The organism is Methanocella arvoryzae MRE50 (assembly GCF_000063445.1).
Taxonomy (GTDB): Archaea; Halobacteriota; Methanocellia; order Methanocellales; family Methanocellaceae; genus Methanocella_A; species Methanocella_A arvoryzae.
Genome location: NC_009464.1, coordinates 2152680 through 2179002, shown reverse-complemented (window position 1 = coordinate 2179002; position 26323 = coordinate 2152680). Strand labels below are relative to the sequence as shown.

The following is a 26323-nucleotide window of genomic DNA, read 5'->3' as shown; positions in this document are numbered from 1 at the left end:
TTGATCTATAAGTTGACGCCGGCGCTGCGCGATGACCTGAAGACCCCGTTCGGTACGCTGTACCCGGGCAAGGGCGAATCGTGCCTGGCGAAGGTAGTGAAAGCACTGGACAAACCCCCCAAGATCATCTCCATCGGGGACGTGACCACTTTCTACCTCATCAAAGCCGGTGTCGTGCCCGACATGTGCCTCGTCGACGACCAGACCATGCGTCTGCCGGTCGACCACGAGGTCCGCAAGGGCACTTCCCACCACACCTTCAAAGAGCTGCGAGTCAGCAACCCCGCTGGCGTCGTCACCCAGGCGCTCATGGACCTGATCAAGGACAACATGAGCTCGACAGAGCCCGTCCGCATCTTCGTGGACGGAGAGGAAGACCTGGCGGTCATACCCGCCTGCCTCTACGCGCCGATCGGCTCTGCCGTCATCTACGGCCAGCCCAACGAAGGCGTGGTCGTGGTCAGGGTGACCGAGGAAAAGCGGAAAGAGACAAAAGCTCTCCTGGACAAGATGGAGAGAGTAGACGAATAAAGACAGAATTTACGATCATCAGTCAACAAATGGTGATAAGTATGGAAATAAAAGTACTGGAAGAAAAGAACAACCCGCTCCTGCAGAGGCGCGAGGTAAAGTTCAGCGTAAGCCACAACCTGGGCACCCCGTCCAGGCAGGAGATCAAGAATAAGATCGCCGCCTACCTGAACTCGAAGCCGGAACTGGTCATCATCGAGCGCATGAGGTCCGAGTTCGGCAAGCGCGAGACCAGGGGCTATGCCAAGATCTACGAGACCGAAGAGCGCCTGAAGCGCGTCGAGAACGAGCACATCATCCAGAGGAACCAGAAGCCTGTTCCGAAGGAAGAGCAGAAGGAGTGATCTGAATGGCAGCACCAAAAGCACCCGCAAAGGCACCGGCAGCACCGGCAGCATCTAAGGGCGGCGCCAAGGGCCCGGCCAAGGGCACCAACACCAAGGCCCGCATGTACGAAGTCAAGGACGGCAAAGTCAGCCGCAAGGGCCAGACCTGCCCCCGCTGCGGCGACGGCGTCTTCATGGCAGCCCACAAGGACCGCGTCTCCTGCGGCAAGTGCGGCTACACCGAGTACAAGAAATAAGTCAGGTACAGACTTTTAAACCATAACTATCACCGTGACGGACGCTCCCCCGGATCGGGCGATGATTATAGGTATGCCGCAGGCGTGTTAGCCCGGAAGGGTATTACCCGGCACGATTGCGGCGTACAATCAACATTTTTCTATATATTAAACGCTTACAGCGAGGCGTTTTGTCCCAGGTTGCCTGGGCATGGTGAGATAGCAAGACGAACGCTGTGCGTTTCTGGTTGCTCTTGTGTAGTGAGACAGCAAGACGAACGCTGCGCTGTGCAAAACCTCACAGATTTCACGGATTGAAACTGATTCCACAGATTACGACTGGATAGCACAGATTACGATGGATTCCACAGATAACAAAATGTTCTGATCGAGTGCTCTTATACTTGCTATAGGTGATCGAATAGTTAGAGTATTCCTTCTGTGATATCGTGTAGTAATCGGTGGATTCAGCAGAGGAATCTGTGGAATCAATCAGAATCTGTGCCATCTGTGTGGATTAGCACAGCGCAGCGTTCGTGTATGTTCACGAACCCATGGGCAACTTATTGCAACCCGAACTCTTTTAACCCCGCAGGTGAAAATTAGATCGATTGCTATGCCGGACCAGCACCCCGAGAGTAATAATGATGTCACCGCAGAAGTGGAATATCTCGGCGTCGACGATGAGACCGGGGCCGATCTGGAGCGGAAGGCTGAACTGGATGCCATCGCTGACTCGATTCGGCAAACTCTTAAAGGACGCCGAGTGCTGGAGGTGGCGTGCGGCACGGGGTACTGGACGAAGATCGCGGCGGAGGTGGCCGCTCACGTGGTGGCGCTGGACATCTCGCCGAAGATGCTGGCAGTCGCCCAATCCAGGGCACTGCCCCCGGAGAGCGTGGAGTTCTGCGTGCATGACGCCTATGAGCTGGCCTCAGTACAGGGATCGTACGACGCCGGCCTCGCCATATTCTGGCTGTCACATGTGCCCAGAGATAGAGTGGAAAAATTTCTCGGAGGTTTCCACAATCGCCTCGGAGAGGGCTCGGTGGTGTTCATGGCGGACAGACTCTACACGCCAAAGACAGGGGGTACTCTTATGGTAAAAAGGGGCAGCCCGGATACGTTCAGGCTGAGGCGGATGCCCGACGGCAGCATGGGGGAGATCATAGTGAACTACTATGATGACAGCTCGCTTCAGCCCCTGCTGGCGCTTTACGCTGAAGATCTCGAGATCAGCGCGGGCGAGAGTTTCTGGTGGCTGCGGTACAGGGTGAAAAACAGGGTGAAAAACATCAAATAGCATAAGCGCTTATCTTTTAGAAACATGGCGCCGGACATCTTTGAAATCAAGCTGAATAAAAGACAGGAGAAGAAGGCCCTTGACATCGCGAGCAAGCAGGGGAACTTCACTATATTTTTGGGAAAAGAGGGCAAGATCCGTATATCCGCCAAGAAGGAGAAGCCTAAGAAAGGCGAAACCCATGCAGCTACTGTCGACGCCAGTAATAACTATTATGAGTGGCTGATCGGCTGGCTCGCCCAGCAGGGCATCGTGCCCTCAGAGGAGCTTACGAGCGAGATCGAGCGGCTCTTCAAGGCCGAGAGAGATGCGGAAGACGAGGAGTTCAGCAACACGGTGAACCAGCTTGACGTCGTCACCGCCGGCACGATCGAGAGCCTCCGGGCCAGGCTCTCTGAGGAAATGTGCTCAGGCACGCTCAGCACCAAGCTGAAGAACGACTACCGGTGCGTGATCAAGCGGCTTGATGCCCGGGACTACAACGCGAACTACATTGCAAAGTGGACCGCCCGGACCATGGGCGAGCAGGAAGGCCTGGCGTACATGGGCAACATCAAGGAGATAGAGAGCCAGTTCGGCACGAAAGTGATCAGATGCCGCATGTACGGCCGCATCTTCCTGGACGACGCAAAGCCGATCAAGCCCGGAAAAGGCCTGAAGTGGATCAGGCTCGTTCAACCATAATCCGATCGATTGCTATGAAATGTTACACCGGCCCCGCCGGCAAAGCCGATTTTTTGAAGGCCCCTGAAGGCCTGCCTGTGATCATCGACGTCCTGCGGGCTTCTTCCACCATCATCGTCGCCCTCGCCTCGGGAGCCCGAAAGGTAATTCCGGTGGAGGACGAAGCTGAAGCCCTCCGGCTCGGCCGGGAACTGGGAGCGATCACCATCGGCGAGCGCCAGGGCATAAAAATCAAGGGTTTTGACCACGGCAATTCTCCGACCGAGCTGATGGCCTCCGATCTGAAGGGCAGGACGGTTGTGATCACCACGACCAACGGCACAAGAGTAATGGTCGAAGGCGGCATCATCGCCAGCACCCTCAACGCAGGAGCCGTGGCAGATCGAATCAGGTCGCAGCCCCACGCTTACCTGCTCGCCTCCGGCTCGCCCCTGAAATCAGATGAAGACCTGTGCGCCGCCCTGCTGATCGAGAACATCGCCGGCAGAATCAACGGAGGCGAAAACCCAGAAAGAGCCGTGCAGGCCGCCACAGAGTCGCTGGAGGGCAAAGCCCTGCTCGAGGGCATCAGAGGCTCTGCTTCGGGAAGAAAGCTGACAGCTTATGGCTCCGGCAGAGACGTGGAGATGATCTGTACTGAGATTAACACTTATCCTTTGATACCGGTTTACAGGAACGGAGCGATAACACTGCTGTAATATTCATTTCTGAACTTTTAGGACTGTCAGGTACGGTTTACACGAAGTACGCAAGGTACGCGAAGTACGCGAAGTTTTACGATAAGATCATTTCCCAGCATGCCATTTTTACCGTACTTTGAGTACTTTGAGTATAGTTTTTCTTGAAACTTTTTGGACATTCCTGTGCCCGGATGTTCGCCTTTTGAACGCCTGCATTCGCAGGCGTTCTCGAGGCGATGCGTGAACGATCGCTGCGCTGTGCCGGGACACAGATTGTACAGATTTGACAGATTATACAGATACTACCTGAAATAGGATATCGTCTAACCAACTTTTCCTTATCGCATCTGTCCAATCTGTATCATCTGTCCAATCTGTGTCCAAGCACAGCGCAGCGTTCGTCATCGTTCACACGTGAATAAGCAAGGGCTATACGCCCCACGATCTGATCGGACAGACATCCAAAAAGTTTCAGAAATGACTATACTTCGTGTAAACGGTACGGGCACTAGTACAATAGGTTTCCTAAATATTGCCGCAGGCTTCAATTATGAGCACCCTTCTTCCTCACTTTTTGGACGCTAGATTATAGCCCGTTTCTACTGACGTCCGATATAATTTATTAATATATAACTGCGCCCGGCTCGTTTTTACTATTCGTTTACAGGACAATAAACATTATATAGTTGCATACCATATGTGATAAGCATCTAAAAATTGAGGAGCATTATGGAAGTCGAGACGCTGAAGCGGCTGGCCCTGATGGGCGCGAACAAGGAGCAGGTGAGTCTCTCATCATCAATTTTCGCGACCTCGCTGGGCATGAGCCCCCAGACGGCGGCAAGGCGGCTGTCTGCCCTGGAAGAGGACGGGTACATCACCCGGGTCGTCACTCCGGAGGGCCAGAAGGTCCGGATCACGGAAAAGGGCATCACGTGCCTGAAGTCCGAGTACCGGGACTACTGCAGCATCTTCGAAGACGGCGGCGCCCCCGTCATGAGGGGCAAAGTGGTCACGGGCCTGGGCGAGGGCCAGTACTACATTTCGCTGGACGGCTACCGTAACCAGTTCAACGATAAGCTCGGCTTCGACCCGTACCCGGGGACCCTGAACGTCCGCCTGACGGAGCCCTTCATCCCGGCCGAGCACGAAGCGGTCGTGATAGCCGGCTTCAAAGGAGAGAACCGGACCTTCGGGGGATGCAAGTGCTACCCCGTAAGGATCAAAGGAGTCAGGGCAGCCATTATCCGCCCGGACAGGACGAGCTACCCGCCCAACCTGATAGAGATCATAGCTCCGATCAAACTGAGAGAGTCGCTCGGCCTCCGGGACGGCGACGAAGTAGAGGTGACGCTGGAATGATAGACGACGCTATACAGGCCCTCCGCAAGGGCCAAGTGATACTGCTTTACGACTACGACAACCGCGAACGCGAGACCGACCTGGTCGTCCCCGCAGAGTTCACCACCCCGCAGATCGTCTACCAGCTCCGCAGGGACGCCGGTGGCCTGATGTGCGTGGCCATCGACCCGGTCGCGTGCACGAAGCTGGGCATCCCGTATATCGTGGACGTGTTGAAGTACGCCGGAGACTCGGGCAACGGGTTCGGCGCCATCGAGTCGATCTACGAGAAGGTAGGCGACATTCCATATGACTCCAAGTCCTCGTTCTCGCTCTGGGTCAACCACCGCAAAACCTACACAGGCATCACCGACTACGACCGGTCGCTCACCATCACGAAGTTAGCCGACATCACAAAAAGCGCCCTCAACGGCAACAAGATCCCCTTCGGCCAGGAGTTCAGGTCGCCCGGCCACGTGCCGCTGCTGCGCTGTGCTCCCAACCTCCTGAAAGACAGGAGAGGCCAGACGGAGCTGTCCATCGTCCTCGCCAGGGCGGCAGGAGTCACTCCTGCGATGGTCATGTGCGAGATGCTGGACGGGGAAACCGGCAAGGCGCTCACCAAGGAAGATGCGAAGGCTTACGCTAAGAAGCACGGCCTCGTCTTCGTAGAGGGCACTGAGGTCGAAGAGCTCTTCAAGAAGATGCAGAGCCAGAACTAACAGTTTCTCAATTTTTTCTTTTTTAATAAGCCGGCCCGGAGGACTTTCGGGCGACGGGTAACATGTGCCTGGGGACTATACCATAATATGATATTCACTATCATGCTGCCTGCGATCGATGGATAAGGCTAACCGTAATCAGTTTCATGCAAGTCTCGGGAATCTAAAAAGGTATAGAAAAAAGGATTCCGGCCCTATAGAACAGGACCGTTGCTCAGCATTTCTTTTTTCAGCTCACCGAAGGTAGCCATCCGCTCTGCAAAGGCATTGTGGCGGTGGATGCTCTCCTCGTTGACCTGCTCGATGGTGATAACCGCATCGTCGGGCAGGCTGGGGAACTTCCGGACGAGGTTCTTGGCCATTGTCCTCACGCAGTCCTCCACGAACTTGGGGTTCTTGTGGGCGGAATGGACTACGTACCGCTCGTCCTCTCTCTTGAGCAGCTCGTACATCTGGGAGCTCATGGAATTTTCGATGATGTCGATGATCGCCTCTATTGACACTTTCACGTCATTCCCGGACTCGATCTTGATGGTGCCGACGCCCCGCTGGTTGTGGGTAGGCATGGGCATGTCATCCAGGAACTCTGCGATCACGTTGTCGGCCACGCCGAGCGCTGCCAGCTTCTTGAACGCGGTCTCCTTGGAGATCTCCTGGGCGCACGGGCACGCTGTCATGGCGATGACTTTGGCGCCGATCGTCTTGCGAATGATGCCGCCCCGGACTACGATGGCATCGGCGTAGATGTCGTAGACTTCCTGGCATTCGAGGCCGGTCTTCGGCGACTTCTTCTTCATCATGTACTCGCCATGCATCCTGACCTCCGCGTTGGAAGCGTACTCATGGGTCTCGAGGAGCCGCTTCGCCACGTCTACGCACAGGTCTTCGATCCGGTACACCGGCTGGTTGAGCGCCTCTTCCAGCGTCCGGTCTATGGCCTCAAGGTTCCTGGACAGGTTCGCGCCCTTTCGATAAGAGGGCAGGTCGACGAAAATGTCGAAGGTAGGAATCAGAATAATCGGTCTCTTGTCGCTCCGGGTGATCTCCACCATCTTTTTGACTTCGGTCACGCCAACGCGTGTCAGGCCGACCATCACATCCGGATTGCTTGCTTGAACGTCGGGGAGTTGCACGAATTTCACCAGGGATTGTATTCATTAGGGTCTTGTAGTAGCATAAGGTTTACCGTATGCTCGATCGAGGATCGCACGGACGAGGTGAGCCGAGGGGAATCCGCTCATCGCCGGCCGTGCGGCGCCAGCCGCTCAAAATCGACTTACGGCGATGCTGGCGCACGATCAGGACTTATTCCCGCTTCGTTTATGTACTTTCTGTGAAATCGATCGAGCCGCCGGTCGCCGAGACGAGGCACCGGCGCACCTCGCCGATGCCCCGGGAAGTCATCCGTCCGCAATCGTGGCCGGCACAGGCCTTTTCGACCGCCTTCGCCGCGAAAGCCGGGCCGAAGATCACCGCCACCTGCCACTCCCACCGTCCCAGTAAAGAGAGTACCTCGCTCGCAGGCAGCAGCCGTTCCTCAGGCCGGAGAAGGCTGTCTGCGGCCAGCAGGCGCTGTAAGTGCCGGGCCGCAGCCACGGCCGGCAAGCCGGGGGGCAGCAGGACGACTGCGTATACATCCGAGTATACCTGGCCCGCCACCAGCAGCCTGCGATCGCCATCTTCCGCAGAGAGCACGTCGATGCCCAGCGCCCGGCAGTCGTCAGCCAGCCTCAAGGCATCCTCGCCAGGCGGATAGCAATCCCTGCCCGACACGATGCCGAGCACCTTCATACCGCTCCCGGACTCTGCCAGGTCCCTCTCCACCGCTTCGAAGGTTCGCCTTACGTGTCCCTGTTCCATGCTGTCCATACTTATTTTCAGCAAAGTATAAATAACATATGCCACACTTAATTACAATTTGTAGAAAAATAGTATGGTATGCATATGAACAGCCTATCCAGAGAAATGCTGCTGTCGGTCGACGACGATGACGTCTGCGCCCGGAAGACGGTGATGAACGGAGAGCCTGCCGGCGAAGGCCCGCTGACAGCAGCGGGGCTGCTATCGGTCGACGACGGCGTCGACATGCCTGCAGTTTCCGGGGAGAGAGCGTGGGTGGAGAACGATGAAAGCCCGGTCGCAGCGGAAAAGCCGGCCGCCCCGGCGCCGGAAGAAGGGTCGGGCACCGAAGTGATCAGGAGCTACAAAGTGGGCACGCTCTGCACTGCCCAGGTGCTCTGGGACCGGGCGGCCGGCCAGTACAGGTACGAACTGATCGAGCCCCGGCTTACTGCTGCAGAAAAAGAGGCGTACGAATACATCATTGCCGAACTGCACAAAAAACCGAGGTCCGAGCTGGCCATGATGAGGCGGATCGGAGGCCGGGAAAGGATCCTCAGGAAGTTCGACCAGCTGTGTACCTCCCGGGGAGTCAGGGGAGCATCCAGAGACCGGCTCCTGTACTACATCGAGCGGGACTTCTGGGGCTACAAGAAGATCCACGCTTTGCTGCAGGACAGGAACGTGGAGGACGTGAGCTGCAACGGCTACTATCAGCCTGTTTACGTGTACCTGCCCGAGTTCGAGTCGATCCCCAGCAATGTAACATTTACCTCAGAGGAAGAGCTGGACGACTTCGTCATGTACCTGGTCCAGCGTGGAGGCAAATCCATCAGCGCAGCCCGCCCCATACAGGACGTCGCCCTTCCCGACGGCTCCCGACTGAACGCCACCCTGTACCGGGAAGTCAGCTCCGGGGGCACCACCTTCTCCATAAGGCTGGCCAACAGGGCTCGCAGCGCAGCCGAACTGATACGCCACGGCACCTTTTCCCCCGAGGCGCTGGCTTTCCTGTGGCTGGCGATGGAGAACAGGTGCAGCACCGCCTTCATCGGCGGCACTGCCTCCGGAAAGACCGCCGCCCTCAATGCGGTGGCCGCCTTCATCGTCGACCGCAACAAGGTCGTCACCATCGAGGACACCCGGGAAGTACGCCTGTCCAGCCGGAACTGGACCGCGCTGGTCACCCGTGAGACCGGCGAGTCGCCCATCACCGAGTTCGACCTTCTCGTCACCGCATTCAGGCAGCGGCCCGAATACGTGATCGTGGGAGAGGTGAGGACTCCGGAGGGCGCCCGCACAGCCATCCATGGCATCAACTCCGGGCATACGGTATTGCTGACATTCCATGCCGACAGTGCCCGGGGCTTCTTCAACCGTCTTACTCATGAGCCCTTCAGCATATCGCCGTACGTAGCGGCAAGCCTGTCTATCTGCGTATCCCTGTCCATGGTAGTCCTGCCTTCAGGAGGCGGTGAAACTAGGGCGAGGCGATGTCTCGCCATCAGCGAAGTGGCAGGCGTGGAGGACGACAGGCTCCAGATCAACACTGTCTTCGAATGGGACCCCGGCACCGACTCGGTCCAGATGAGGCCGGCAAGGTCCGCGGTACTCGAAAGAATCAGGGAATACAGAGGCTGGAGCGAAGAGCAGCTCATCGCAGAGATCGCCGAGCGGGCAGCAGTACTGCGGTGGCTGGCCCGCAACTCGGTCAGCGGCGACGATGGAGTGCGAAAGGTGGCGGAAGCGTTCCGCAGGAACCGTCGCAGGTTGCTGGACTACATCTCCGCTCACCCGGCGGCAGGAGGCGATACGAGTGATGTCCTTCCCTGAGATCGGGGTGATCAGGCGGGCTTCCCGGAGCCTGTCGGAGTCGAGGCAGATGGGAAAGCACGCTATCGCCTACGAGAAATGCCGGCTCGACCGGGAGTTCGGCGACTACGTGTATCACACCTGTATTTACGCTGCAGCGGCATCCTGTCTGGTCCTCATCGCAGGAGCGGCGGTCGCCCTGGCAACCAGGGCTGATGCGGCGCAGGCGCTCGCGTATACGGTGGCAGGAGCAGCCCTCGCGGCTCCGGCAGTGTTTCTGGGCAGGCTGTGGTCCGTATCCTCCTTCAAGGACTACAGGGGCGCACTGATAGATTCGACGCTGGTGTACGCGGTCGGCCTCATGCTGGCAATGGCCAGCTTCAACGTGCCCATCAGGAGGATCTTCAGCAACCTCTCCAACCTGTCCGACGTATATGGCAAGGAGCTGGCGCTGGAAGCCACATACGTGCTCGCCCTCATCGAGGAGGACGGCATGGACGTCATCTCCGCCATGCGCAAAGCACAGGCGACCTCCCCCTCCATGCTCTGGCAGGAACTGCTCATCGGCATCACCGCGGTGTACAGCAGCGGCGGCCTGCTGAAAGAATACCTGGAAGGCAGGTACCGGGCGCTCGCCGAGAAAAAGATGGCGGACGTGCGCCGGTATAACGAGGCCGTGCAGGGGATGGCCTCCGTGTACCTGTCAGTGATCGGCATCGCCTCGATCTTCATAGCGATCATCAACCTGGTCTTCAACATGACAGGGATGGTAGCAGGGAACGCCTTCGTCTGGATCGACGCCATAGTGATCGTACCCCTGGGCAGCTTCATAATGGCGAGAGCGCTGAAAGCCGCCTCTCCGGAGGGGTGAGCGGCCGTGAACATCCTTAAAGGCTTCCAGGCAGAGGACCTGTGCCCGGCGCTCAAGTCGGCGGGCATGGGCAGAATCCTCCTCGCGGCGACGCTGCTGGGCACTACTGCAGCCGTGGCAGCCGCTCTGCTGTCACAGCCCGCAGACGTGATCGCGTACGTCCTGATCATGGGGACGCTGGTGCCTGCTGCGATCGCCTACGGGATCACGGCATCATACGACAGCGAAGTAAACACCCGGGCCCCGGAGCTCTTTTACGACCTGTCGGAGTACATCGGGGCAGGCGGCTCGATAATCAAGGCACTCAAGCGAGTCTCTGCAGGATCTTACGGCACGATGTCGGACGAGATGAGCCGGGTGCTCTCAGAGGTAGAGGACGAAGGGCTCGACCTCGCCGCCGCCATGAAAGCGATGGCCGCCAGGGTAAATAACGCGTACATCAGCAGGTCAGTGGCAGTGATCTGCGAGGCCCTCACCTCCAGCTCGGACCTGGAAGGCATCCTGAAGATGGTCGCAGCAGACGGCCGGCTGTCCATGTCACTGCTAAAGGAGCGCCGGTCAGGCCTGCTGGCGGCAGTTGTCGTCATGTACCTGACCACCATCATCCTGCTGCTCGTGGTCTCGCTCTGCATCACCTCGCTGGTCCCCATGTCACAGCAGCTGAAAGCGCTGTCCGGTGGGGACTATGGCGGCATGGAAAGCCCGCGGGAGTTCGCCCTCCCCTACTATTTCCTCGCCATATCGGTGGCAGTCTGTTCAGGACTCATTATCGGAGAGATGAGAGACTGCTCTGCCTTCGGGGGCCTCAAGGACGCAGCCATACTGGTCACGCTGGCATTCATCGTGTTCGAGGCGGTCGTCTTTCCGGGCTTTAACCTGATGGAGGCGCTGATGCCATGAAGAACCATTACGGTGTCTCGGAGCTGCTCGGCTACGCTATACTGGCCGGCGTAGTCATGATCGCCGCCATCGGCGTGTCAGCAGGGGCGGGCGACCTGATAGCGGCCAGCGTCCGATATGCCGGGCTGGAAGAAGCCACCACCTCTATGCAGGCCTTCTCAACGGCCGCTGCACGATCGGTAGCTTCGAGCAACGAATACCCTGAAGCCCTGGAGATGATAGTTCCACAGGGCTACGATCTGGTCCTGCTGGACGGGGATGACGACTGGCACGCCATCACCATATGGTCCGGTGGCACTGAGCTGACCACCCTCCGCCCGGGAAGCATCAGCCTCAGATCCGCGTTCAGGTCGTCAGGCTGGGAAGGAGGAGGGGTTTTTGTCGAGGATGGAGGCATATCAAAGGCAGAACAGAAGCCTGCGATCTTCACCGCCTCCTCCCCCGGCGGCCAGACATCGCTATACCTCAGCATACCCTGCCTGTCGGCAGACACCGCCGTCATCCCCCAGGGCAGAAGCGTCGTGCTGTCGCTCCGGTGCCAGTCCCGGGACGATTTCTCGTGGCCGGTGCCGCCGGGACAGCAGGTCACAGTCGAGGTCAGGACAGACAGCACAGACGGGTGGAAACAGGTACTCGAAGCTCAGGGCTTTTCCGTAACGACGGGCCCGGACAGCGTCAGAGGATCACGAGGAGGGATAAGCCATGTACGCCTCGCAACAGCTGAGCTGCAAGTCGAAATACTTTGATAGGGGTATCGCCACCATGGCCGAGTATATCCTGCTCCTCGGCGTATCTCTCACCGTCTTTCTTGCCCTGTTCGCCGCTTTCAGCATGGCTGCGGCCACGGCGGAAAACGACGCCACAGCCATTGTAGCGAAAAATATCGCATCCGCCGTCAGCGCGGCCATCTGCGGTGCAGCCGGAGACGGCACTGCCTCAGCACACATAACCCTCGAACTTCCCCCGGACATCTGCGGTAAGCCATACGTCATATACCCGTCTGCCGACGGCCGCCACCTGATCGTGATGGTAAGCAGGACAGGCCAGCCGCAGAAATACGAGACGCCACTTGAGCTGCGGGCTGACGGGGTTCGCATAGAAGGTTTCGCGGCAAGTGATCAGGGCGAGCTGCGCATTTCCTATGACACGGGGGCCAGGATGGTGACGCTGTCATGAGAAATGATTCGGGAGGAGCCTTCAGCCTCGACCTCGTAATCGCGCTGGGCATCCTGATAGCCTGGATAGGGGCAGCGGTATTGTTTACAATGAGCACGCTTGCCGTAGAGTATACGGACCAGTATTCCGTCGGGCTTAAGCCCCTCGCGGAGAGAATCGGGGACACGCTGGTCGAGAGCCCCGGGGCTCCCAATGGCTGGCACCTGAGCCCGGACCTGGCCAGGGGAGCGACCATCATAGGCCTGTCTGACGGCTCCCCGTGCATCCTCTCCTCCGAGAAAGTGTACTCTCTCAGCTTCTTCAACGCCACTGAGCTGGGGAGACACCTGGCGCTGGACGACTCGGAGAACACCTACGGCATCAGGATAGAAGTTTCGACGGACGACGGGTCGATATCGGTTGCGTCCGGGTACGTGGTGGACGACGGGACGCTGGACGTGGTCAAGTCGACCCGGCTGGTATTGATCAGGCAGCCTGACGGGGTGGAGAGAAGCGGAAAGCTGATCGTGCTGTTATGGAGGGAACATGCCGGCACCCGGGCGGCGGACTTCTGAGGCCGGGGCGGTATACACGGTTGAGGCAGCCTTTGCCGCCGTCCTCCTCATCTCCGCTCTCGCACTCATCGTGCATATGCAGCCTGCCGAACCGCCGGCGGATACTGACGACCTGCGGATCATGTCCTCTGATTTGCTGAACATAATGGAGCACAGGGGCAACCTGCCCGGACACCCGGACTTCGCCCATGTGATCACTTCGAGGGACGACTGGGAGGCCCGGGCGCCCGAACTGGAGGCTGATATCAGGACGATGCTGCCGCCGGGGAGCAGGTTCTTCCTCACGACGCCTTTCGGGGATGCGGGGGATGTTCCGCCCGACTGCGCCCCCAAATTTGTGCGGCCATTTCAGGCGTTCGTGCCGGAGACTAACACGATAGTCGAATGCAGGCTGATAGTCTGGAGGGCGTAGGATGAGAGAAGAGGATGGCCAGATGATCTTGCTGTCAGCCGTTATCACCTGCATATTCCTGATACTGATAGTGCTCTGCCTTAACAGCGTGCGGGAGTCGGCTGCCATGCCTGGCTATGCCTCTTCTACGGAGGAGGCTGAGAACGTGCTCTGGGCCCAGGATGCCTGCATACGATGGTATGCGGCGGCAGCCACTGCAGGGTATTCGTGGGACCGGCGATATGAAGCGGCAAACGAGTTCAGGACGACGACAACTCATGCGCTGGCAGGAATGGAAAAGAACCTCCAGCGGCGAGGCATCGCTTACTCCTTCACCTTTAACGACTCTGCAGCCCGCCCCTTCGCTTCCGGATATTCGCCAGGAGAAGTAGAGTGCATCGGAGGCGTACTTGTCAGCCGGACGGGCGCAGGAGTAAAAATCGTCGGCTGCGGCTACGACGTCAGGCTGTATGACAGGTCGGCCAACTATGAGGCTACCAGGCTCGTGGCCTGGTGATCAGGATGCTTAACACATTATCGGGCAGCTAGCACTCGTACCTCGGCAGGTTATCCCAGCCGGACTCCACGAAGAACATAGGCTTGTTGAACAGGCGCTGGTGAAGCGACAGGTAGTCCTCCAGTACCTGAAGCACCTCGTCCCGGGGGACGAAGTATATCATGTGGTCCATCCTCTCGGTGATCCTGTCGATGTCTTCGAACAGGGAGCTCATATCGTTAACGACGACAAAGTCGTTATCCACCATCTGCTCCATGGACTTACAGAGCTGCTTAGTCCTTTCGAGAAGCCGGTACTGAAGCCGGTTGTACTCCTCGAGGTTCCTGACAAAGTCGTCGATGCTCTGCACCTTCCCGTCGGCCACTATGGACCTCCCAGCATCAAGGTATTCCGCTGAAATGTCGGCCATGGATAGATCAACGTCCGGGAAGTCGACCTTAATTCGCCTGTCGTTTTTCATGTTTTCCCTTAGGTAGACAGAATGATAAAAGTATATATCTTTTCTCGTACAACTGGTGTCTGTTAGGCAATAAGGGCATGATTAGCGACCGGTTTGGCTTATAGGCCAGCCCCAGACTTATTTTCTTGATTAAATGTGACTTTTGCATAAGTCGATAACAAGTATATGGGCATTGCAGCCGTTGGCGTTTTTATGCATAGTAAAAACGTTGGTACGGGCTGGCAGATGCCCGTTTCTTGCTTCGATTGCCATTGTAAAATACTTTCTGACATACCGCTCATGATGCTGGAAGCGGTTGACTGGCAGCGTTTCCGATACCTCGAGAAGAATAATAAGATTGGGAGGCCTCCCCAGTACAGTCGGATCGCCTTGCTACGAGCACTTCTCTACATGGAACTGGCAAATCTCTCGAGTGTCAGTGAACTAGTAAGAATACTCAAGGGCGACAATTATAAAATGCGGATTCTCGGCTTCGACCAATTACCTAGTGAGAGCACGTTCAGCAGATTCAAAGACCAGGTAGACACCGACCGGATCATGGTCCTGTTGACAAGCATGATCTGGAAGAAAAACCCGGATTTCATGAGCATGGTTGGGGTAGACAGTACCAGCCTCCCTGCGTTCACCCGGAGTGATCCTGAGGCCTCATGGGGGTACGATCACATCAATGATAAAATGTACTACGGGTACAAAATCCACTTACTTTACGATCTGATTACACTGGCGCCGATCTGCAGTATTGTCACTCCTGCCAACATGCATGACACTACACAACTACTGCCATTACAGAGGAAAATGGGCAGTCGCATACTCCTTGTTAAGGGATTGTTCGCTGACATTGCCTATGACTCTAAAGAGCACTTGGAACGCATATACCCGATCGGCATACCATTGATCAACCGAGTTAACCGGCGGAACACGAAGAAAGAGCTACCCAGGTACCGAATACAGGAGTACATCCCCTTCCACGACATCACCATGAACAAATTATATAAAAACAGGATGCACTGCGAGTACACGAACTACCTGTTGAAAGAGCACCTCACCTTAAAACGAGTAAAAACTACCGGAATCCTTCGAGTTACTGTAAAGACCGGACTCACCCTGATAGCACGACAGATACAAGTACTCTACCAGGTTAAACAGGGAGCAAACCCCAGGACAACGATCATCGAGTGAATTATGCAAAAGTCTCTTGATTAAATGCAATATTTCTCCTTATAGTATACGGACCGATAACGAAGAACCCGAACTACTCTTTAGGAATAAACACAACTGACAGAAACATTTATATACTAACACAAGGCAATGCACTTCTAAGTAGGAAGGATGCTTCCGACCATAAAGAACTATCGTGAGCGGTGGAGGAATACTATTGCCTTCGGATAAGATCAAAGCGATTTTCGACCTGATCGAGAAAGAAAAAATCAAATACGTCGACTACAAGTTTATCGACGTTCCCGGCATCTGGCAGCACAAGACGCACCCGATCGCCGAGCTGGACGAAAGTATATTCACAGAGGGGAGCGGCTTCGATGGATCGAGCATCAGGGGCTTCAAGGGCATCGAAGAGAGCGACATGATCCTCGTGCCCGACCCGGAGACCGCCTTCATCGACCCGTTCATCAAGGAGAAGACAATCTCCATCACCTGCGACGTCAAGGAGCCCGGCACGCTGAAGAACTTCGAGAACGACCCGAGGTACATCGCCAGGAAAGCAGAGCAGTATCTGATTGACTCAGGCATCGCAGACACCAGCTTCTGGGGCCCTGAGCTCGAGTTCTTCGTGTTCGACGACGTCCAGTACGACGTCATGTCCCCGTACAGAGGCACCAGCTACTCGATCAACTCCAACGAAGGCATCTGGAACTCAAACGCCAACCATGTCCCCAACCTCGGCCACAGGGTCAGGTTCAAGGAAGGCTACTTCCCGGTCTCTCCCACGGACACCCAGACAGACATGAGGAACGAGATGGTCGGCGTCATGCACGAAGTCGGCATTCAGGTAGAACTCCACCACCACGAGGTCGCGACCGCCGGCCAGGCGGAAATCGACATGAGGTTCGACAGGCTCAAATGCATGGCAGACAAGGTCATGAAATACAAGTACGTCGTCAAGAACGTCGCTGCCAGGAACGGCAAGACTGCGACCTTCATGCCTAAACCCCTGTTTGGCGATAACGGCAGTGGCATGCACGTCCACCAGAGCCTGTGGAAGGACGGCAAGCCCCTCTTCTACGACAAGGACGGCTACGCTATGCTCAGCCAGACCGCTCTGTACTACATCGGCGGCCTGCTGACCCACGCGCCAGCCCTGCTGGCCATCTGCAGCCCGAGCACCAACTCCTACAAGAGGCTCGTGCCCGGCTACGAAGCCCCGGTCAACCTGGTCTTCTCGAAGAGCAACAGGAGCGCTGCAATCAGGATCCCCATGTATAACAACAACCCCAAGTCCAAGCGTATCGAGTTCAGGCCGCCCGACGCGACCAGCAACCCGTACCTCGCCTTCTCGGCCATGCTCATGGCAGGCCTCGACGGCATCAAGAACAAGATCGACCCCACAGAGGCAGGCTTCGGGCCGCTCAACAAGAACATCTACCACCTGTCGGACGAGGAGAAGGCGAAGATCAAGTCGGTGCCGGGATCCCTGGAAGAGTCGCTTAACGCACTGGAGGCGGACCACAAGTTCCTCACCCAGGGCAACGTCTTTACCGAGGCCTTCATCGAGTCCTGGATAGAGTACAAGCGCTTAAACGAGGTTAACCACGTCCGCATGAGGCCCCACCCATACGAATTATATCTGTACTATGACGCCTGAGGGCGTCATAGTGTATAGCTTCACTTTTTTTATTTTTTTTTAAGATGCCTCTCCGTGCGGGCCGTCATCTTGTACTAACAATTGCGCTGCATGCCAGATCGATCGCGATCCGGGTGGCTGTCGAATGGGCCAGAGGATTGAGCATCACGAAGTCGTGGATCGTTCCCAGGCATCTGACTGCAGTAACTTTAACTCCCGCGTCGATCAGCTTGTGGGCATAAGCTTCGCCCTCGTCCCGCAGCACATCAAACTCTTCTGTGATAATAACTGCCGGCGGCAGGCCTTCCAGCTGATCCACAGATGCCTGCAAGGGCGACGCCAGCGGCTGTCTTCTCGCAGCCCTGTCGGGCAGGTACTGATCCCAGAACCACTTCATCGCCTCCCGGCTGAGCCAGTAGCCATCTGCAAGCTGACGGTACGAAGACGTATCCATGCCTGCGTCGGTCACAGGGTAAAACATTACCTGCAGGCTGATCGTCGGGCCTTTCCTCTGCTTGGCCATCATCGGGACTACGGCTGCCATGTTTCCGCCGACGCTGTCTCCTGCCACGATCAGGCGAGAACCGTCGATATGGTGCTGGTCGCCGCTTTCCGCCATATACTCGGTCGCCCGGTAGCACTCCTCAATAGCCACCGGGTACCGTGCTTCCGGGGATCGGGAGTAGTCGACGAAAACAACGGCTGAACCGGTCAGGTTAGCGATCTCCCGCACCAGCCTGTCGTGAGTATTCTTATCCCCCATTACCCACCCGCCGCCGTGGAAGTACATGATAGCTGGAAGCGTTGTTTTGCTGCTGCCCTCGGGCCTGACGATCCTGAGACTGACCTGCCCGGCGGGCCCCCCGAGAATGCTCAGGTCCTCGATGTCTGCCGGAAGCAATGAAACCTTACTGGCCTGCTGGACTTTGGTGAGCGCCATCCTGGCGTCCGAGGGTGACATCCTGTAGACAGGCGGGCCTCCGGCAGCCTTGATCTTGTTCAGAAACGCCTTCACGTCCGGCTCAATGCCTCTGGCCGGTGAAATGACCGCTTCGCTGCTCAATCAAAATTCCTCCACAATGGTGAACGTATACTGGATATATAAAAGACAATTTTTTCAGGCGTACTGGTAAATCATTTCACGGTAATACACGGCATAGCCCCAGGCAGACTAATTCATAAAAGAAGAGATATGCTATGGCTATTCACAGGAAAACTTTTTTTCAAAAAGTTTTCCGTGAGCCTTTCAAAAACTTTTAAATAAGGCAACTCCTTCGGAGTTGCAAATCTTACTTTACTTTACTTTACTTTATTTAATGGCAGCCGCTGCAGCCGGACCCGCAGGTCTGGTTGGGGTTCCTGACGATGAACCCGGAGCCGTACGGAGTCTCGATGAAGTCGAGCTGGAACTCCTTGAGCTCTTCTGCGAGGTCTTTGCTGTAGACCAGGTTGATGCCGTTAGAATTAGTAGTGACGTCGTCCTCGGTCTTGTTCATGTCGAGAGCGGGAGCGTACTGAGGGCCGGAGCAGCCTGCGCCGGCGAAGTAGATCCTGATCATGTGGTCGGCCTTGTTTTCATTGGCCAGCAGCGTCTTCAGCTCAGATGCTGCCTTGTCGGTTACTGTCACCAAGATATATCACCTGAATTTTACTGATTATAGTTTTTATATTAGGTACAAATAGCTTGTGGCAGAAAATGAGGCCCGGCCACTTCGGGCCGGGCAGACAATTGATGCAACATCTGCCGGTATACCGTTTCACCTGGTCGTATAGGCTATCACTGCTATCGGTTAACTGCTATAGCTTTTGCCTCCGGAGCAACCCGGCGCTCGCTCCTGATGCGAAGGGACAACAAGAAGGAGACCAGAGTAAAGCCGACACATGCTATGAAGGCCGCTTTCAGGCCCCAGATGTCGCTTAAAAAGCCCACGAGGATCGGGCCACCGCCGTCTCCGAGCTCTTTGAAAGTCCCGGACAGGCCCATGACCGTACCCATAATTGCGGCAGGCGCAATATAAGCGAGGTACGAGTTGGATACCACCCACAATGATGCGATACCGATACCAGACAGGACTACGGCTGCAAACCATATTGGGGCCGATGGTACGAGGGCGATCATCAACAGCGCCACAGTCAGCAACACTGAGCCCACCATCAGCGGCAGACGTGAGCCGTACTTATCGGCCGCTTTGCCGCAGTAGTACTGGGCCAGGACGTAGATTACGGCCTGTACTCCCAGGATAAGGCCGGTAGTGCCCGTATCAATCTGGTTTTGCAGACCGTACATGGGCAGGAAAGAGATGATGGAGTAGAAGACCAGCATGCCGGTCATACCGATGAAGTAGCAAGCCAGATAGTCGGACTGGGAACCCTCCCTGATCATCTCCGCGACAGGAACTCGCTTGTGCTCTTTTGGGTTATAGCTTTCCCGTACGAACGCAAAAGACAGAAGCAGACAGACCAACGCTACCCCGGTACAGAGCCAGAACATCATGTTGAAATCCCGGAAATACTGGATGATGAGGCCGCCCGCGATGGGGCCGAGAGCGTAGCCTGCACCTTTGATGGAATTGTAGGTGCCCATGGCTTTCCCCTTTCCCTCCTTGAAGAGATCGGCTACGAGGGCTACCGATGTCGTGGAGAATGCGCCGATGGCGATCCCCTGGATGAACCTGATGGAGAACAGGATGGTCGGATCGTGGAACATAGGATAGACCACGGATACAACGATCAGCCCGGCGAATCCAAGGAGCATCAATTTCATGTGCCCGTAGCGGTCTGCGAGAATCCCGAACGGCGTCTTGAAGATAACCTCAGCGATGGCCAGCGAGCCGATTACCAGGCCTATCTGGGTGGTCGTGGAGCCGAAGGAGTCCATGTAGGTACCCAGATTAGATGCGATCAAGTGGCCGGTGAATGACGCCGCGAAGCCCGCGAACGAAAGGGTGAGTAGAGCCAGTGTCTTAGAAAAGCGATCAGTGTTAAGCAATGACACGATAAAGCCTCTTATGCGCTATAGTAATTTTTTACTGTGAATAATATAATCAATTGTTTGCGTTGATAGCCCATATAGTTTTGGGCATCACGCCAGTGCATGCCCATTATCATAAAAAAAGCATAAATATATAATTCCGGTACACGAATGATACGCTGGCAGAGGTACTCCCATGTACAATTTCCCCGTCGGCACGTCACGCAAAGACCCTTCGTTCAGCCGCATCCTGAGGATCATAGAAGGCTTCCGGGGCTACGACAGCATCGACGACCTGAAAGCAGCCGACAGCCAGGTCAGGGAACGGCTCGCAGAGCAGCTGAAGAAGACGAGGGAGGAAGCAGACAGAGCACGGAGCAGCCTCGAAAGCCGCATGCGCCTCTCGAACGCCCTGGAGTTCACCGATATGCTCTCCAGTATAGAAAAGGCCCGGATCAGGCTCTCGCAGCCGCCCAGCCCAAAGATAGCAGCATGCAAAGCCTACACGCCGCAAGAGGATATTGTGGGCAAAATCATCAGGCTGGACTTCCAGATGCTTGGCGACGCCGAAAACGTGTACAATCTCATGCAGGAATTCCAGCGCATGGACCAGGATCATTTGATCCGCTCCAACATCCTCAAGATCATCATGGCAGCCCGGGACATCACCGCCAGCCTTGACGAGAAAGACAGACTCGTGAATTGTATGATACAAGTCTAATTCTCCCGATGACTGTTGACCTTCTGACCACGGAGAACTGGTTACCACAGAGACTCACGGAGAAACGGTTCACCACAGAGGCACAGAGAAACACAGAGACGCACAGAGATATTTAAGTGAATAATTGGATAGGAATCAATTTATAAATACATCTCTGTGAACCTCTGTGCCTCTGTGGTAAACAGTAACTCTGTGAACCTCTGTGCCTCTGTGGTGTGCCGTTTTCTGTGGTACACAAGCTAGTCGAGGATGGTTAAAAGGAAAAAAGTTTGTTGATCTCTTATGCAGTAACACCATGAGCCACTGCGTCTATGTCGTCGCGGATGACCTGCTTGAGGTCTACGAGGATTAAGAGCCTGTTGTCGATCTTGCCCACTCCCTGGATGTACTCGGAGCTGATGGCGCTGGACAGCGCCTGGGGGAGAGGCTCGATCTGGGCTGAGGCGAGGTTCTTGACCTCGGTGACCGAGTCCACGATGACGCCGACTACGTTTTTGTTGACTTCCATGATCATGATCCTGGCGTTTGAGTCCATGTCCTTGCCATCCAGGCCGAGCCTGGTCCGCAGGTTGACTACAGTGGTGACCTGGCCGCGGAGGTTGATGACGCCGTCGACGTACCTCGGAGAGCCGGGTATCCGGGTGATCTCTCCGACCCGTATGATTTCCCTGACCTGAGATATGTCTACGCCGAACTCTTCGGTGCCAAGCTTAAAAATGACGAGCTGCATCTCACCGCTTATTGAAGTATCTTCAGCCATAATAACGCCCCTGATAACGAACGATGTAAAATTTAGAGCCGGATAATAAATAGCTATTGTATTCAAACTGTAATTACAGAGCAATGGCCAAAATGAGCTTATCAGGGCTCCGGGTAACACGTGCAAACATTATGCTAATAGCATATTCAAGGGAACTATAACGATAACTTAGATACGCAGGGGATTAGAAAACAGTTTAAAACGTATAATAAATATATAAATATAATAAAATAAAAAGCATTGTGTGCATAGCCCCCCTTATCCAGGTGTCCAGGATACAGCAGATCAGGGCACAAATACGCCTGCTCACGGATTACATAAGATAGCCAGAATAGAGGCTCTGCCAGCAATACTGCAAAAAATAATTTTTACGGCTATTCTCATATGGCTGTTTAACGTTCTGTTCGTCGGCATCCATGAGATGGGACATGCCCTCGCCGCCATATGTTGTGGTGCCAAAGTCTGCAGCCTATATGTCAGCTTATCAGGATTTAATGGCGCTACAACCTATACTCTGCTCACCGGCAGTATCGAGAGCAGCACAGTGATGCTGGGCGGCATCCTCTTGACAGTAACTGGTACAATAGTCCTGTATTATCTAAAAATGGAGCTCGCCTTATACGTGGTAGGGTTACGTACTATTGAGAGCCTGAATAATTACAACCCCGGATCCGACATGACCACTCTCCTGCAATGTATAGGACCATGGAGCTACCTAATCTCTATAGGCCTCACTTGCCTCCTCACACTTTGTATGTGGTACATGCTCTACGAAAAAAGATTGAAAACATACAGCCCCAAAAATTCGGCGCCAGAGATATAAAAAAGAAGGGGGGCGTAAAAGCCCCCGCATACCTATTTACTTTTACTTTCCGCCCTTCTTGGTGTAATAGTAGACGCCTACTACACCTGCAACAACAAGAATGAGCAGCAACAGAAGCCACCAGTAGTCACCGATAGACGTCTGAGCCGTGGTCGTCGGGACCGGGGTCGGTGTCGGTGCAACGGTCGGCTCTATGGTCGGAGTCGGCGTTGCCGGGGCCGGGGTTGCCTCTACGGTCGGCTCCGGGGTTGCAGTAACGTTCGGGTACTCAGTGACCCTGATCATCTCGATGTTGTAAGATGCAGGGTTGCCCGGGGTGCTGGTCGGAGAAACTGTTGGAGTAATCGTCGGAGTAACAGTTGGTGTTACCGTAGGCGTTACCGTTGGCGTTGCAGTTGGAGTAACGGTCGGAGCAACCGTAGGCGTCACCGTAGGAGTAACCGTAGGAGTAACTGTAGGCGTCACCGTCGGAGTAGGAGTCGGAGTCGGAGTAGGAGTCGGAGTAGGAGTCGGAGCCGGACTGCTTAGTGATATGTAAATATCAATGCTCGTCACATCAGAGCCAGTTCCTATGTTATAACCTTGAGATGCGCTCTGCCCGTTATAGGAAGCAGATACTGTACCACTCTGCCCTTGAGTACCGGCGAATGTATAAAGGCCGTTTCCACGGTCGGATACTCCGTGGCCATTGCTATCCGATACCGATGCACCACTGACACCAGAACCATCGTATGTCACATGCACTTTAACTAAGCATGGAACCTGTGCATTTGCAACTGCGGCAAAACTGCTGGTTAATAAAACCAGCAGTAAGCTGAAAATTAACAGTTTTCTCATTTTCATACTGGCACCTCATATGCGAGAGTTGTCGTCGTATCAGATGTGATGAAGTAGCCAACTCCGGGGCCCATCACGAAATTTTCTGCATCTTGGACAGTGTTGATCTCTTCCGAGAAGATAGTGAAGCCGCCGGTATCATGGTTGTATACTGCGATCATCTGCATACCATCCATGAGGGAAGCAACTTCATACGCGGTTGAGCTCTGGAGAGAAGTCCATCCGTAGATGTCCCATCTGTTGTCACCGGGTACATCAATGGAGTAGGGTACAGGCGCGTACACACCGACAAATGTGTAATCCATATCCTGGCTTGCGGCGAAGTAGTAACCAACGTCATTGGTAACCACAAAGTCTTCGGGATCGCCAGGCTGGTTGATTTCCATCGAGTAGATTGTGAACTCGCCAGTGTCCTTGTTGTACTTCGCAACCATGGTAATGCCATTGCCTACAATGTCAGAAGCTCTCATCGGCTCAATTATCAGTGGCGATGACACCAGGTTCCAGCCCGTCAGTAGGTGGATCGTATAGCTCTGGACAGTCTCGACCGTGAAGGTTTCAGTGTTCAAGCCGTCACCGTGGAGTTCCACGTTGCCCGCGACGTCCTCGCTCCAGAACTCGATGGTATACGTACCGTCAGGTAAGGGGAACGAGCCGATATAGGTCTGCGTCAGTCCGCCATTGAGCGTGTAGTAGGTTGCAGCCACACCCGAGCCGTCAATGTTGTCTGCGGCATCGAGAGTCACCTCTGCACCGGTTACGCTAAATGTAGTGACCGGGGCATCCTTGTCGATCTTGAAGTTGTCGGTGTTCGGTTCCTCTGCGTTGCCTGCTGCGTCTACACTCCAGAAAGTGATGACGTGCTGGCCGTTGCCGGTCACATCGAACCCGCCATCCGGGTAGGCGATTGGTGCACTCCCATCAAGGGTGTACCAGATCTCGGCGATGCCGGAGGATCCCTCATCGGAACTCCCGGCCGCCAGGAGCAGGAGCCCGCTGCCCGACACAGCCTGGAATGCGGCCCCGTCGGTGGCGCTGAGCGTCACGTGGACGTCGGTGAGGAACCAGCCGTCATTGCCCAGTGTGCCTGTCAGATCATCCGTGGTGGTTGGAGCAGCCGTATCTATGTTGATCCCGCCAACAGTAGCCGAAGCACTGTTACCCGCCAAGTCACTAACAGACCATGAAGCTTCCTGATCCTCACCATCACCGGCCACAGTCTCCTCATAGGTAGCATCGCCATCTATGCCGGAACCTGCGTCAGTAGCAGTGAAGCTCACAGTCACCGGACCGTTATTCCAGCCATTTGCGTTTGCCGGAGTCCTGGCAGTCGTGATAACCGGAGCGGTCTTATCAAGCTTAATACCAGTCACATAGAACGTTGCAGAATTACCTGCCTTATCGGTAAACGTATACGAGGCAACCTCATCCGCACCTTCAGTTGATACAACGACATCTGCAGAAGTGCTGCCAGAGATACCCGACAGGGCGTCGCTACCAACAAAGTTCACAGTAACATCGCCGTTATACCAACCGTTGATATTCGGTGAGGTCGTAGGACCAGAGCTCACCAGTACAGGAGCAGTCTTGTCAACATTGATACCGCTCACAGTAGTCGAAGCAGAGTTACCCGCCAGGTCAACAACAGTACCAGTAACAGACTGACCTGCACCCTCGCCCAGAACAACCGGATCAGTGATCGAAGCTATACCAGACAGGTCAGCACCAGCCGTGAAGGTAACAGTCACATCAGCGTTATACCAGCCGTTCGCATTCGCATCCCGGTCAACAGCACCAGTGATGCTCGGAGCAGTCTTGTCAATGTTGATGTTACTAACAGTAGCATTCGCCGTATTACCGGCAAGGTCCGTTACAGACCATTCTACCGACTGACTTGAGCCTTCGCCTGTTAGGGTCTGGCTGTAGGATGCTGAACCGGAGATTCCAGAGCCATCATCCGTAGCCGTGAAGCTCACAGTGACATCACCGTTATTCCAGCCGTTGGCATTAGCCGGAGTCCTGTCAGAGGTAATTACAGGGGCCTTGGTGTCAACATTAAGATTGAGAGTCTGAGCAGTTTCTGTGTTCCCCGCCTTGTCCACGCTCCAGTACTGGATAGTGTGGGTACCATCGGTGACCGTAAACGGAGCAGAATAGGTCTGCTGAGCGCCACCATCAATGGTATAATAGGTGTTGGCGACTCCCGAGTCCTCATCACTGGCAGTCAAAGTCACCTGTACGATACTGGTGTACCAGCCGTTGGCACCAGAAGTGCCGCTGGCCGTAGCAGTCGTGATTGGGGCAGTTGTATCGGCATCGTAGATCGTCACATTTGACCGTTTGATATTTTTAAATGAATCATAGTCAGGATAAATCCAACCGATTAATGTTTTGTAGCCTTTCCAGTAGCCGCGCATCTCTACGACGAAATATTCAGTTGCTGCATCGTCAACGGTATTACTGTGTACCGTGACGTCGAAATGTTTCTGGGCAATCGCCCCGTTGTCGGCGCTCGTAAACTCAAGATATCTATAGTCATGTTCCCAGTAGGGTACGTAATCTCTTTGCCCATAACGATCTTCATCACGTAGCGCAGTTCGCTGGTCAGTGTTGATATGAACCCTGTAGCGCTCATCATCATCCAGGTCCAGGTCATTAATGGTAACAGTAATTCGTACAGTAACATCATTCCCGTTTGCCAGTTCATAAACGTCATAGTTAGACTGGCTGAACTGTATGTCGCTTGATTTTGGAAAGTCTGCCAGCGCAGGTGCGGCAAACAAAGCTGAAGCCGCGATCACAAGCAGTACCAGGATAGTTGTAAAGACAGCTATCCTCCATATCCTATCGGAATATAGCCGATAGGCCGCATTACTATTTTTGATGGTACCCTGCGGTGTCCTGCTTAAGGTACCAACCAGTATGTTGGCTGTCGTATAGTTCCCCCCAATATATACATCTTAAGATAGCTGTCACAAGAAACATATGCGACTGCCTGCTGATAGCAACCGCACATATGGTAACAGCCAAATTTATAGGAATTTATGTAATTACCAATTAGTAACTACATA

General features: G+C 55.1%; 28 protein-coding genes and 1 pseudogene. 20 read left to right on the top strand and 9 right to left on the bottom strand.

Translation table 11 applies throughout. The features are described from left to right. The 8 genes and pseudogenes from RCI_RS10830 (at nt 1) to ribB (ending at nt 5823) form a co-directional block, all read left to right on the top strand. Nucleotides 1–531: a GTP-dependent dephospho-CoA kinase family protein gene (locus RCI_RS10830; RefSeq protein WP_012036478.1), complete on the top strand. Its 531-nt coding sequence runs from the start codon at nt 1–3 to the stop codon at nt 529–531. A 41-nt stretch (nt 532–572) separates the two neighbouring features. Further along, entirely contained in the window at nt 573–875 is a 303-nt protein-coding gene (locus tag RCI_RS10825) for a 30S ribosomal protein S24e (RefSeq protein ID WP_012034502.1), read from the top strand. Nucleotides 876–952: 77 nt separating this feature from the next. Continuing rightward, nucleotides 953–1114, top strand: a pseudogene (locus tag RCI_RS16355) (30S ribosomal protein S27ae); the annotation flags it as partial. A 595-nt stretch (nt 1115–1709) separates the two neighbouring features. Further along, nucleotides 1710–2396 (top strand): class I SAM-dependent methyltransferase, encoded by a 687-nt coding sequence (locus RCI_RS10815; protein ID WP_012036475.1) that lies wholly within the window; start codon nt 1710–1712, stop codon nt 2394–2396. Nucleotides 2397–2420: 24 nt separating this feature from the next. Continuing rightward, nucleotides 2421–3080 carry a hypothetical protein gene (locus tag RCI_RS10810; protein ID WP_012036474.1) on the top strand — a complete coding sequence of 220 codons (660 nt, stop codon included), beginning with the start codon at nt 2421–2423 and terminating at the stop codon, nt 3078–3080. A 14-nt stretch (nt 3081–3094) separates the two neighbouring features. Further along, nucleotides 3095–3778, top strand: coding sequence for a 2-phosphosulfolactate phosphatase (locus tag RCI_RS10805; RefSeq protein WP_012036473.1), 684 nt, complete (start codon nt 3095–3097; stop codon nt 3776–3778). A 711-nt stretch (nt 3779–4489) separates the two neighbouring features. Continuing rightward, a complete protein-coding gene (locus tag RCI_RS10800; protein WP_048198491.1) occupies nt 4490–5122 on the top strand; it encodes a DUF120 domain-containing protein in 633 nt (210 codons plus the stop codon). Further along, nucleotides 5119–5823: a 3,4-dihydroxy-2-butanone-4-phosphate synthase gene (ribB, locus tag RCI_RS10795; RefSeq protein WP_012036471.1), complete on the top strand. Its 705-nt coding sequence runs from the start codon at nt 5119–5121 to the stop codon at nt 5821–5823. The genes RCI_RS10800 and ribB overlap by 4 nt, the downstream gene beginning before the upstream one ends. A gap of 194 nt (nt 5824–6017) precedes the next feature. Here ribB and mptA read toward each other — a convergent pair whose 3' ends face one another. Together mptA and RCI_RS10785 are read right to left on the bottom strand one after the other, a co-directional pair. Further along, the gene (gene mptA / locus RCI_RS10790) at nt 6018–6965 is read right to left on the bottom strand and encodes a GTP cyclohydrolase MptA (protein ID WP_012036470.1); all 948 of its coding nucleotides are present in this window, start codon (nt 6963–6965) and stop codon (nt 6018–6020) included. A 178-nt stretch (nt 6966–7143) separates the two neighbouring features. After that, complete coding sequence (locus tag RCI_RS10785; RefSeq protein ID WP_148266599.1) at nt 7144–7683, bottom strand: hypothetical protein; 540 nt, start codon at nt 7681–7683, stop codon at nt 7144–7146. Between the two features lie 78 nt (nt 7684–7761). Here RCI_RS10785 and RCI_RS10780 point away from each other — a divergent pair, with 78 nt between their 5' ends. From RCI_RS10780 to RCI_RS10745, 8 genes are read left to right on the top strand one after another with little or no spacing between them, the layout of a single operon-like run. Continuing rightward, complete coding sequence (locus RCI_RS10780; RefSeq protein ID WP_012036468.1) at nt 7762–9495, top strand: type II/IV secretion system ATPase subunit; 1734 nt, start codon at nt 7762–7764, stop codon at nt 9493–9495. Continuing rightward, the gene (locus tag RCI_RS10775) at nt 9482–10345 is read left to right on the top strand and encodes a hypothetical protein (protein WP_048198484.1); all 864 of its coding nucleotides are present in this window, start codon (nt 9482–9484) and stop codon (nt 10343–10345) included. Before RCI_RS10780 ends, RCI_RS10775 begins: the two co-directional genes overlap by 14 nt. Nucleotides 10346–10351: 6 nt before the next feature. Next, nucleotides 10352–11245 carry a type II secretion system F family protein gene (locus RCI_RS10770; protein WP_012036466.1) on the top strand — a complete coding sequence of 298 codons (894 nt, stop codon included), beginning with the start codon at nt 10352–10354 and terminating at the stop codon, nt 11243–11245. Continuing rightward, nucleotides 11242–11991, top strand: a complete 750-nt coding sequence (locus RCI_RS10765; protein WP_012036465.1) for a hypothetical protein — start codon at nt 11242–11244, stop codon at nt 11989–11991. The genes RCI_RS10770 and RCI_RS10765 overlap by 4 nt, the downstream gene beginning before the upstream one ends. Beyond that, the gene (locus RCI_RS10760) at nt 11948–12421 is read left to right on the top strand and encodes a DUF7266 family protein (protein ID WP_148266598.1); all 474 of its coding nucleotides are present in this window, start codon (nt 11948–11950) and stop codon (nt 12419–12421) included. The genes RCI_RS10765 and RCI_RS10760 overlap by 44 nt, the downstream gene beginning before the upstream one ends. Continuing rightward, the gene (locus RCI_RS10755) at nt 12418–12975 is read left to right on the top strand and encodes a hypothetical protein (RefSeq protein ID WP_012036463.1); all 558 of its coding nucleotides are present in this window, start codon (nt 12418–12420) and stop codon (nt 12973–12975) included. Before RCI_RS10760 ends, RCI_RS10755 begins: the two co-directional genes overlap by 4 nt. Then, nucleotides 12947–13387 (top strand): DUF7262 family protein, encoded by a 441-nt coding sequence (locus tag RCI_RS10750; RefSeq protein ID WP_048198482.1) that lies wholly within the window; start codon nt 12947–12949, stop codon nt 13385–13387. The genes RCI_RS10755 and RCI_RS10750 overlap by 29 nt, the downstream gene beginning before the upstream one ends. Before the next feature lies 1 nt (nt 13388). Beyond that, nucleotides 13389–13883, top strand: coding sequence for a DUF7261 family protein (locus tag RCI_RS10745; RefSeq protein ID WP_012036461.1), 495 nt, complete (start codon nt 13389–13391; stop codon nt 13881–13883). 28 nt (nt 13884–13911) lie between these two features. Here RCI_RS10745 and RCI_RS10740 read toward each other — a convergent pair whose 3' ends face one another. Further along, nucleotides 13912–14343 (bottom strand): hypothetical protein, encoded by a 432-nt coding sequence (locus RCI_RS10740; RefSeq protein ID WP_012036460.1) that lies wholly within the window; start codon nt 14341–14343, stop codon nt 13912–13914. A gap of 192 nt (nt 14344–14535) precedes the next feature. Here RCI_RS10740 and RCI_RS10735 point away from each other — a divergent pair, with 192 nt between their 5' ends. Together RCI_RS10735 and glnA are read left to right on the top strand one after the other, a co-directional pair. Continuing rightward, on the top strand, nt 14536–15522 hold the full coding sequence (locus RCI_RS10735; RefSeq protein WP_012034999.1) for a transposase: 987 nt from the start codon (nt 14536–14538) through the stop codon (nt 15520–15522). A gap of 196 nt (nt 15523–15718) precedes the next feature. Next, nucleotides 15719–17161, top strand: a complete 1443-nt coding sequence (gene glnA, locus RCI_RS10730; RefSeq protein ID WP_012036459.1) for a type I glutamate--ammonia ligase — start codon at nt 15719–15721, stop codon at nt 17159–17161. 64 nt (nt 17162–17225) lie between these two features. Here the strand turns inward: glnA and RCI_RS10725 are convergent, their stop codons facing one another. The 3 genes from RCI_RS10725 to RCI_RS10715 all read right to left on the bottom strand — a co-directional run bounded on the left by RCI_RS10725 (nt 17226) and on the right by RCI_RS10715 (nt 20135). Next, the gene (locus RCI_RS10725) at nt 17226–18203 is read right to left on the bottom strand and encodes an alpha/beta hydrolase (RefSeq protein WP_012036458.1); all 978 of its coding nucleotides are present in this window, start codon (nt 18201–18203) and stop codon (nt 17226–17228) included. Between the two features lie 250 nt (nt 18204–18453). Next, nucleotides 18454–18768 (bottom strand): HesB/IscA family protein, encoded by a 315-nt coding sequence (locus tag RCI_RS10720; RefSeq protein ID WP_197535262.1) that lies wholly within the window; start codon nt 18766–18768, stop codon nt 18454–18456. Between the two features lie 155 nt (nt 18769–18923). Next, nucleotides 18924–20135 (bottom strand): MFS transporter, encoded by a 1212-nt coding sequence (locus RCI_RS10715; protein ID WP_012036456.1) that lies wholly within the window; start codon nt 20133–20135, stop codon nt 18924–18926. Nucleotides 20136–20307: 172 nt separating this feature from the next. Between RCI_RS10715 and RCI_RS10710 the strand changes: the two genes are divergently transcribed. Next, nucleotides 20308–20832: a hypothetical protein gene (locus tag RCI_RS10710; protein WP_012036455.1), complete on the top strand. Its 525-nt coding sequence runs from the start codon at nt 20308–20310 to the stop codon at nt 20830–20832. A 280-nt stretch (nt 20833–21112) separates the two neighbouring features. Here RCI_RS10710 and RCI_RS10705 read toward each other — a convergent pair whose 3' ends face one another. Continuing rightward, the gene (locus RCI_RS10705; protein WP_012036454.1) at nt 21113–21592 is read right to left on the bottom strand and encodes a chemotaxis protein CheW; all 480 of its coding nucleotides are present in this window, start codon (nt 21590–21592) and stop codon (nt 21113–21115) included. A 244-nt stretch (nt 21593–21836) separates the two neighbouring features. On the opposite strand from RCI_RS10705, the gene RCI_RS10700 reads away from it, so the two are divergent. Next, a complete protein-coding gene (locus RCI_RS10700) occupies nt 21837–22415 on the top strand; it encodes a M50 family metallopeptidase (RefSeq protein WP_012036453.1) in 579 nt (192 codons plus the stop codon). 42 nt (nt 22416–22457) lie between these two features. Here the strand turns inward: RCI_RS10700 and RCI_RS17260 are convergent, their stop codons facing one another. Next, on the bottom strand, nt 22458–22970 hold the full coding sequence (locus RCI_RS17260) for a hypothetical protein (protein WP_158308908.1): 513 nt from the start codon (nt 22968–22970) through the stop codon (nt 22458–22460). A gap of 284 nt (nt 22971–23254) precedes the next feature. Continuing rightward, nucleotides 23255–26053: a chitobiase/beta-hexosaminidase C-terminal domain-containing protein gene (locus tag RCI_RS10690; RefSeq protein ID WP_012036451.1), complete on the bottom strand. Its 2799-nt coding sequence runs from the start codon at nt 26051–26053 to the stop codon at nt 23255–23257. Between the last annotated feature and the right edge of the window lie 270 nt (nt 26054–26323).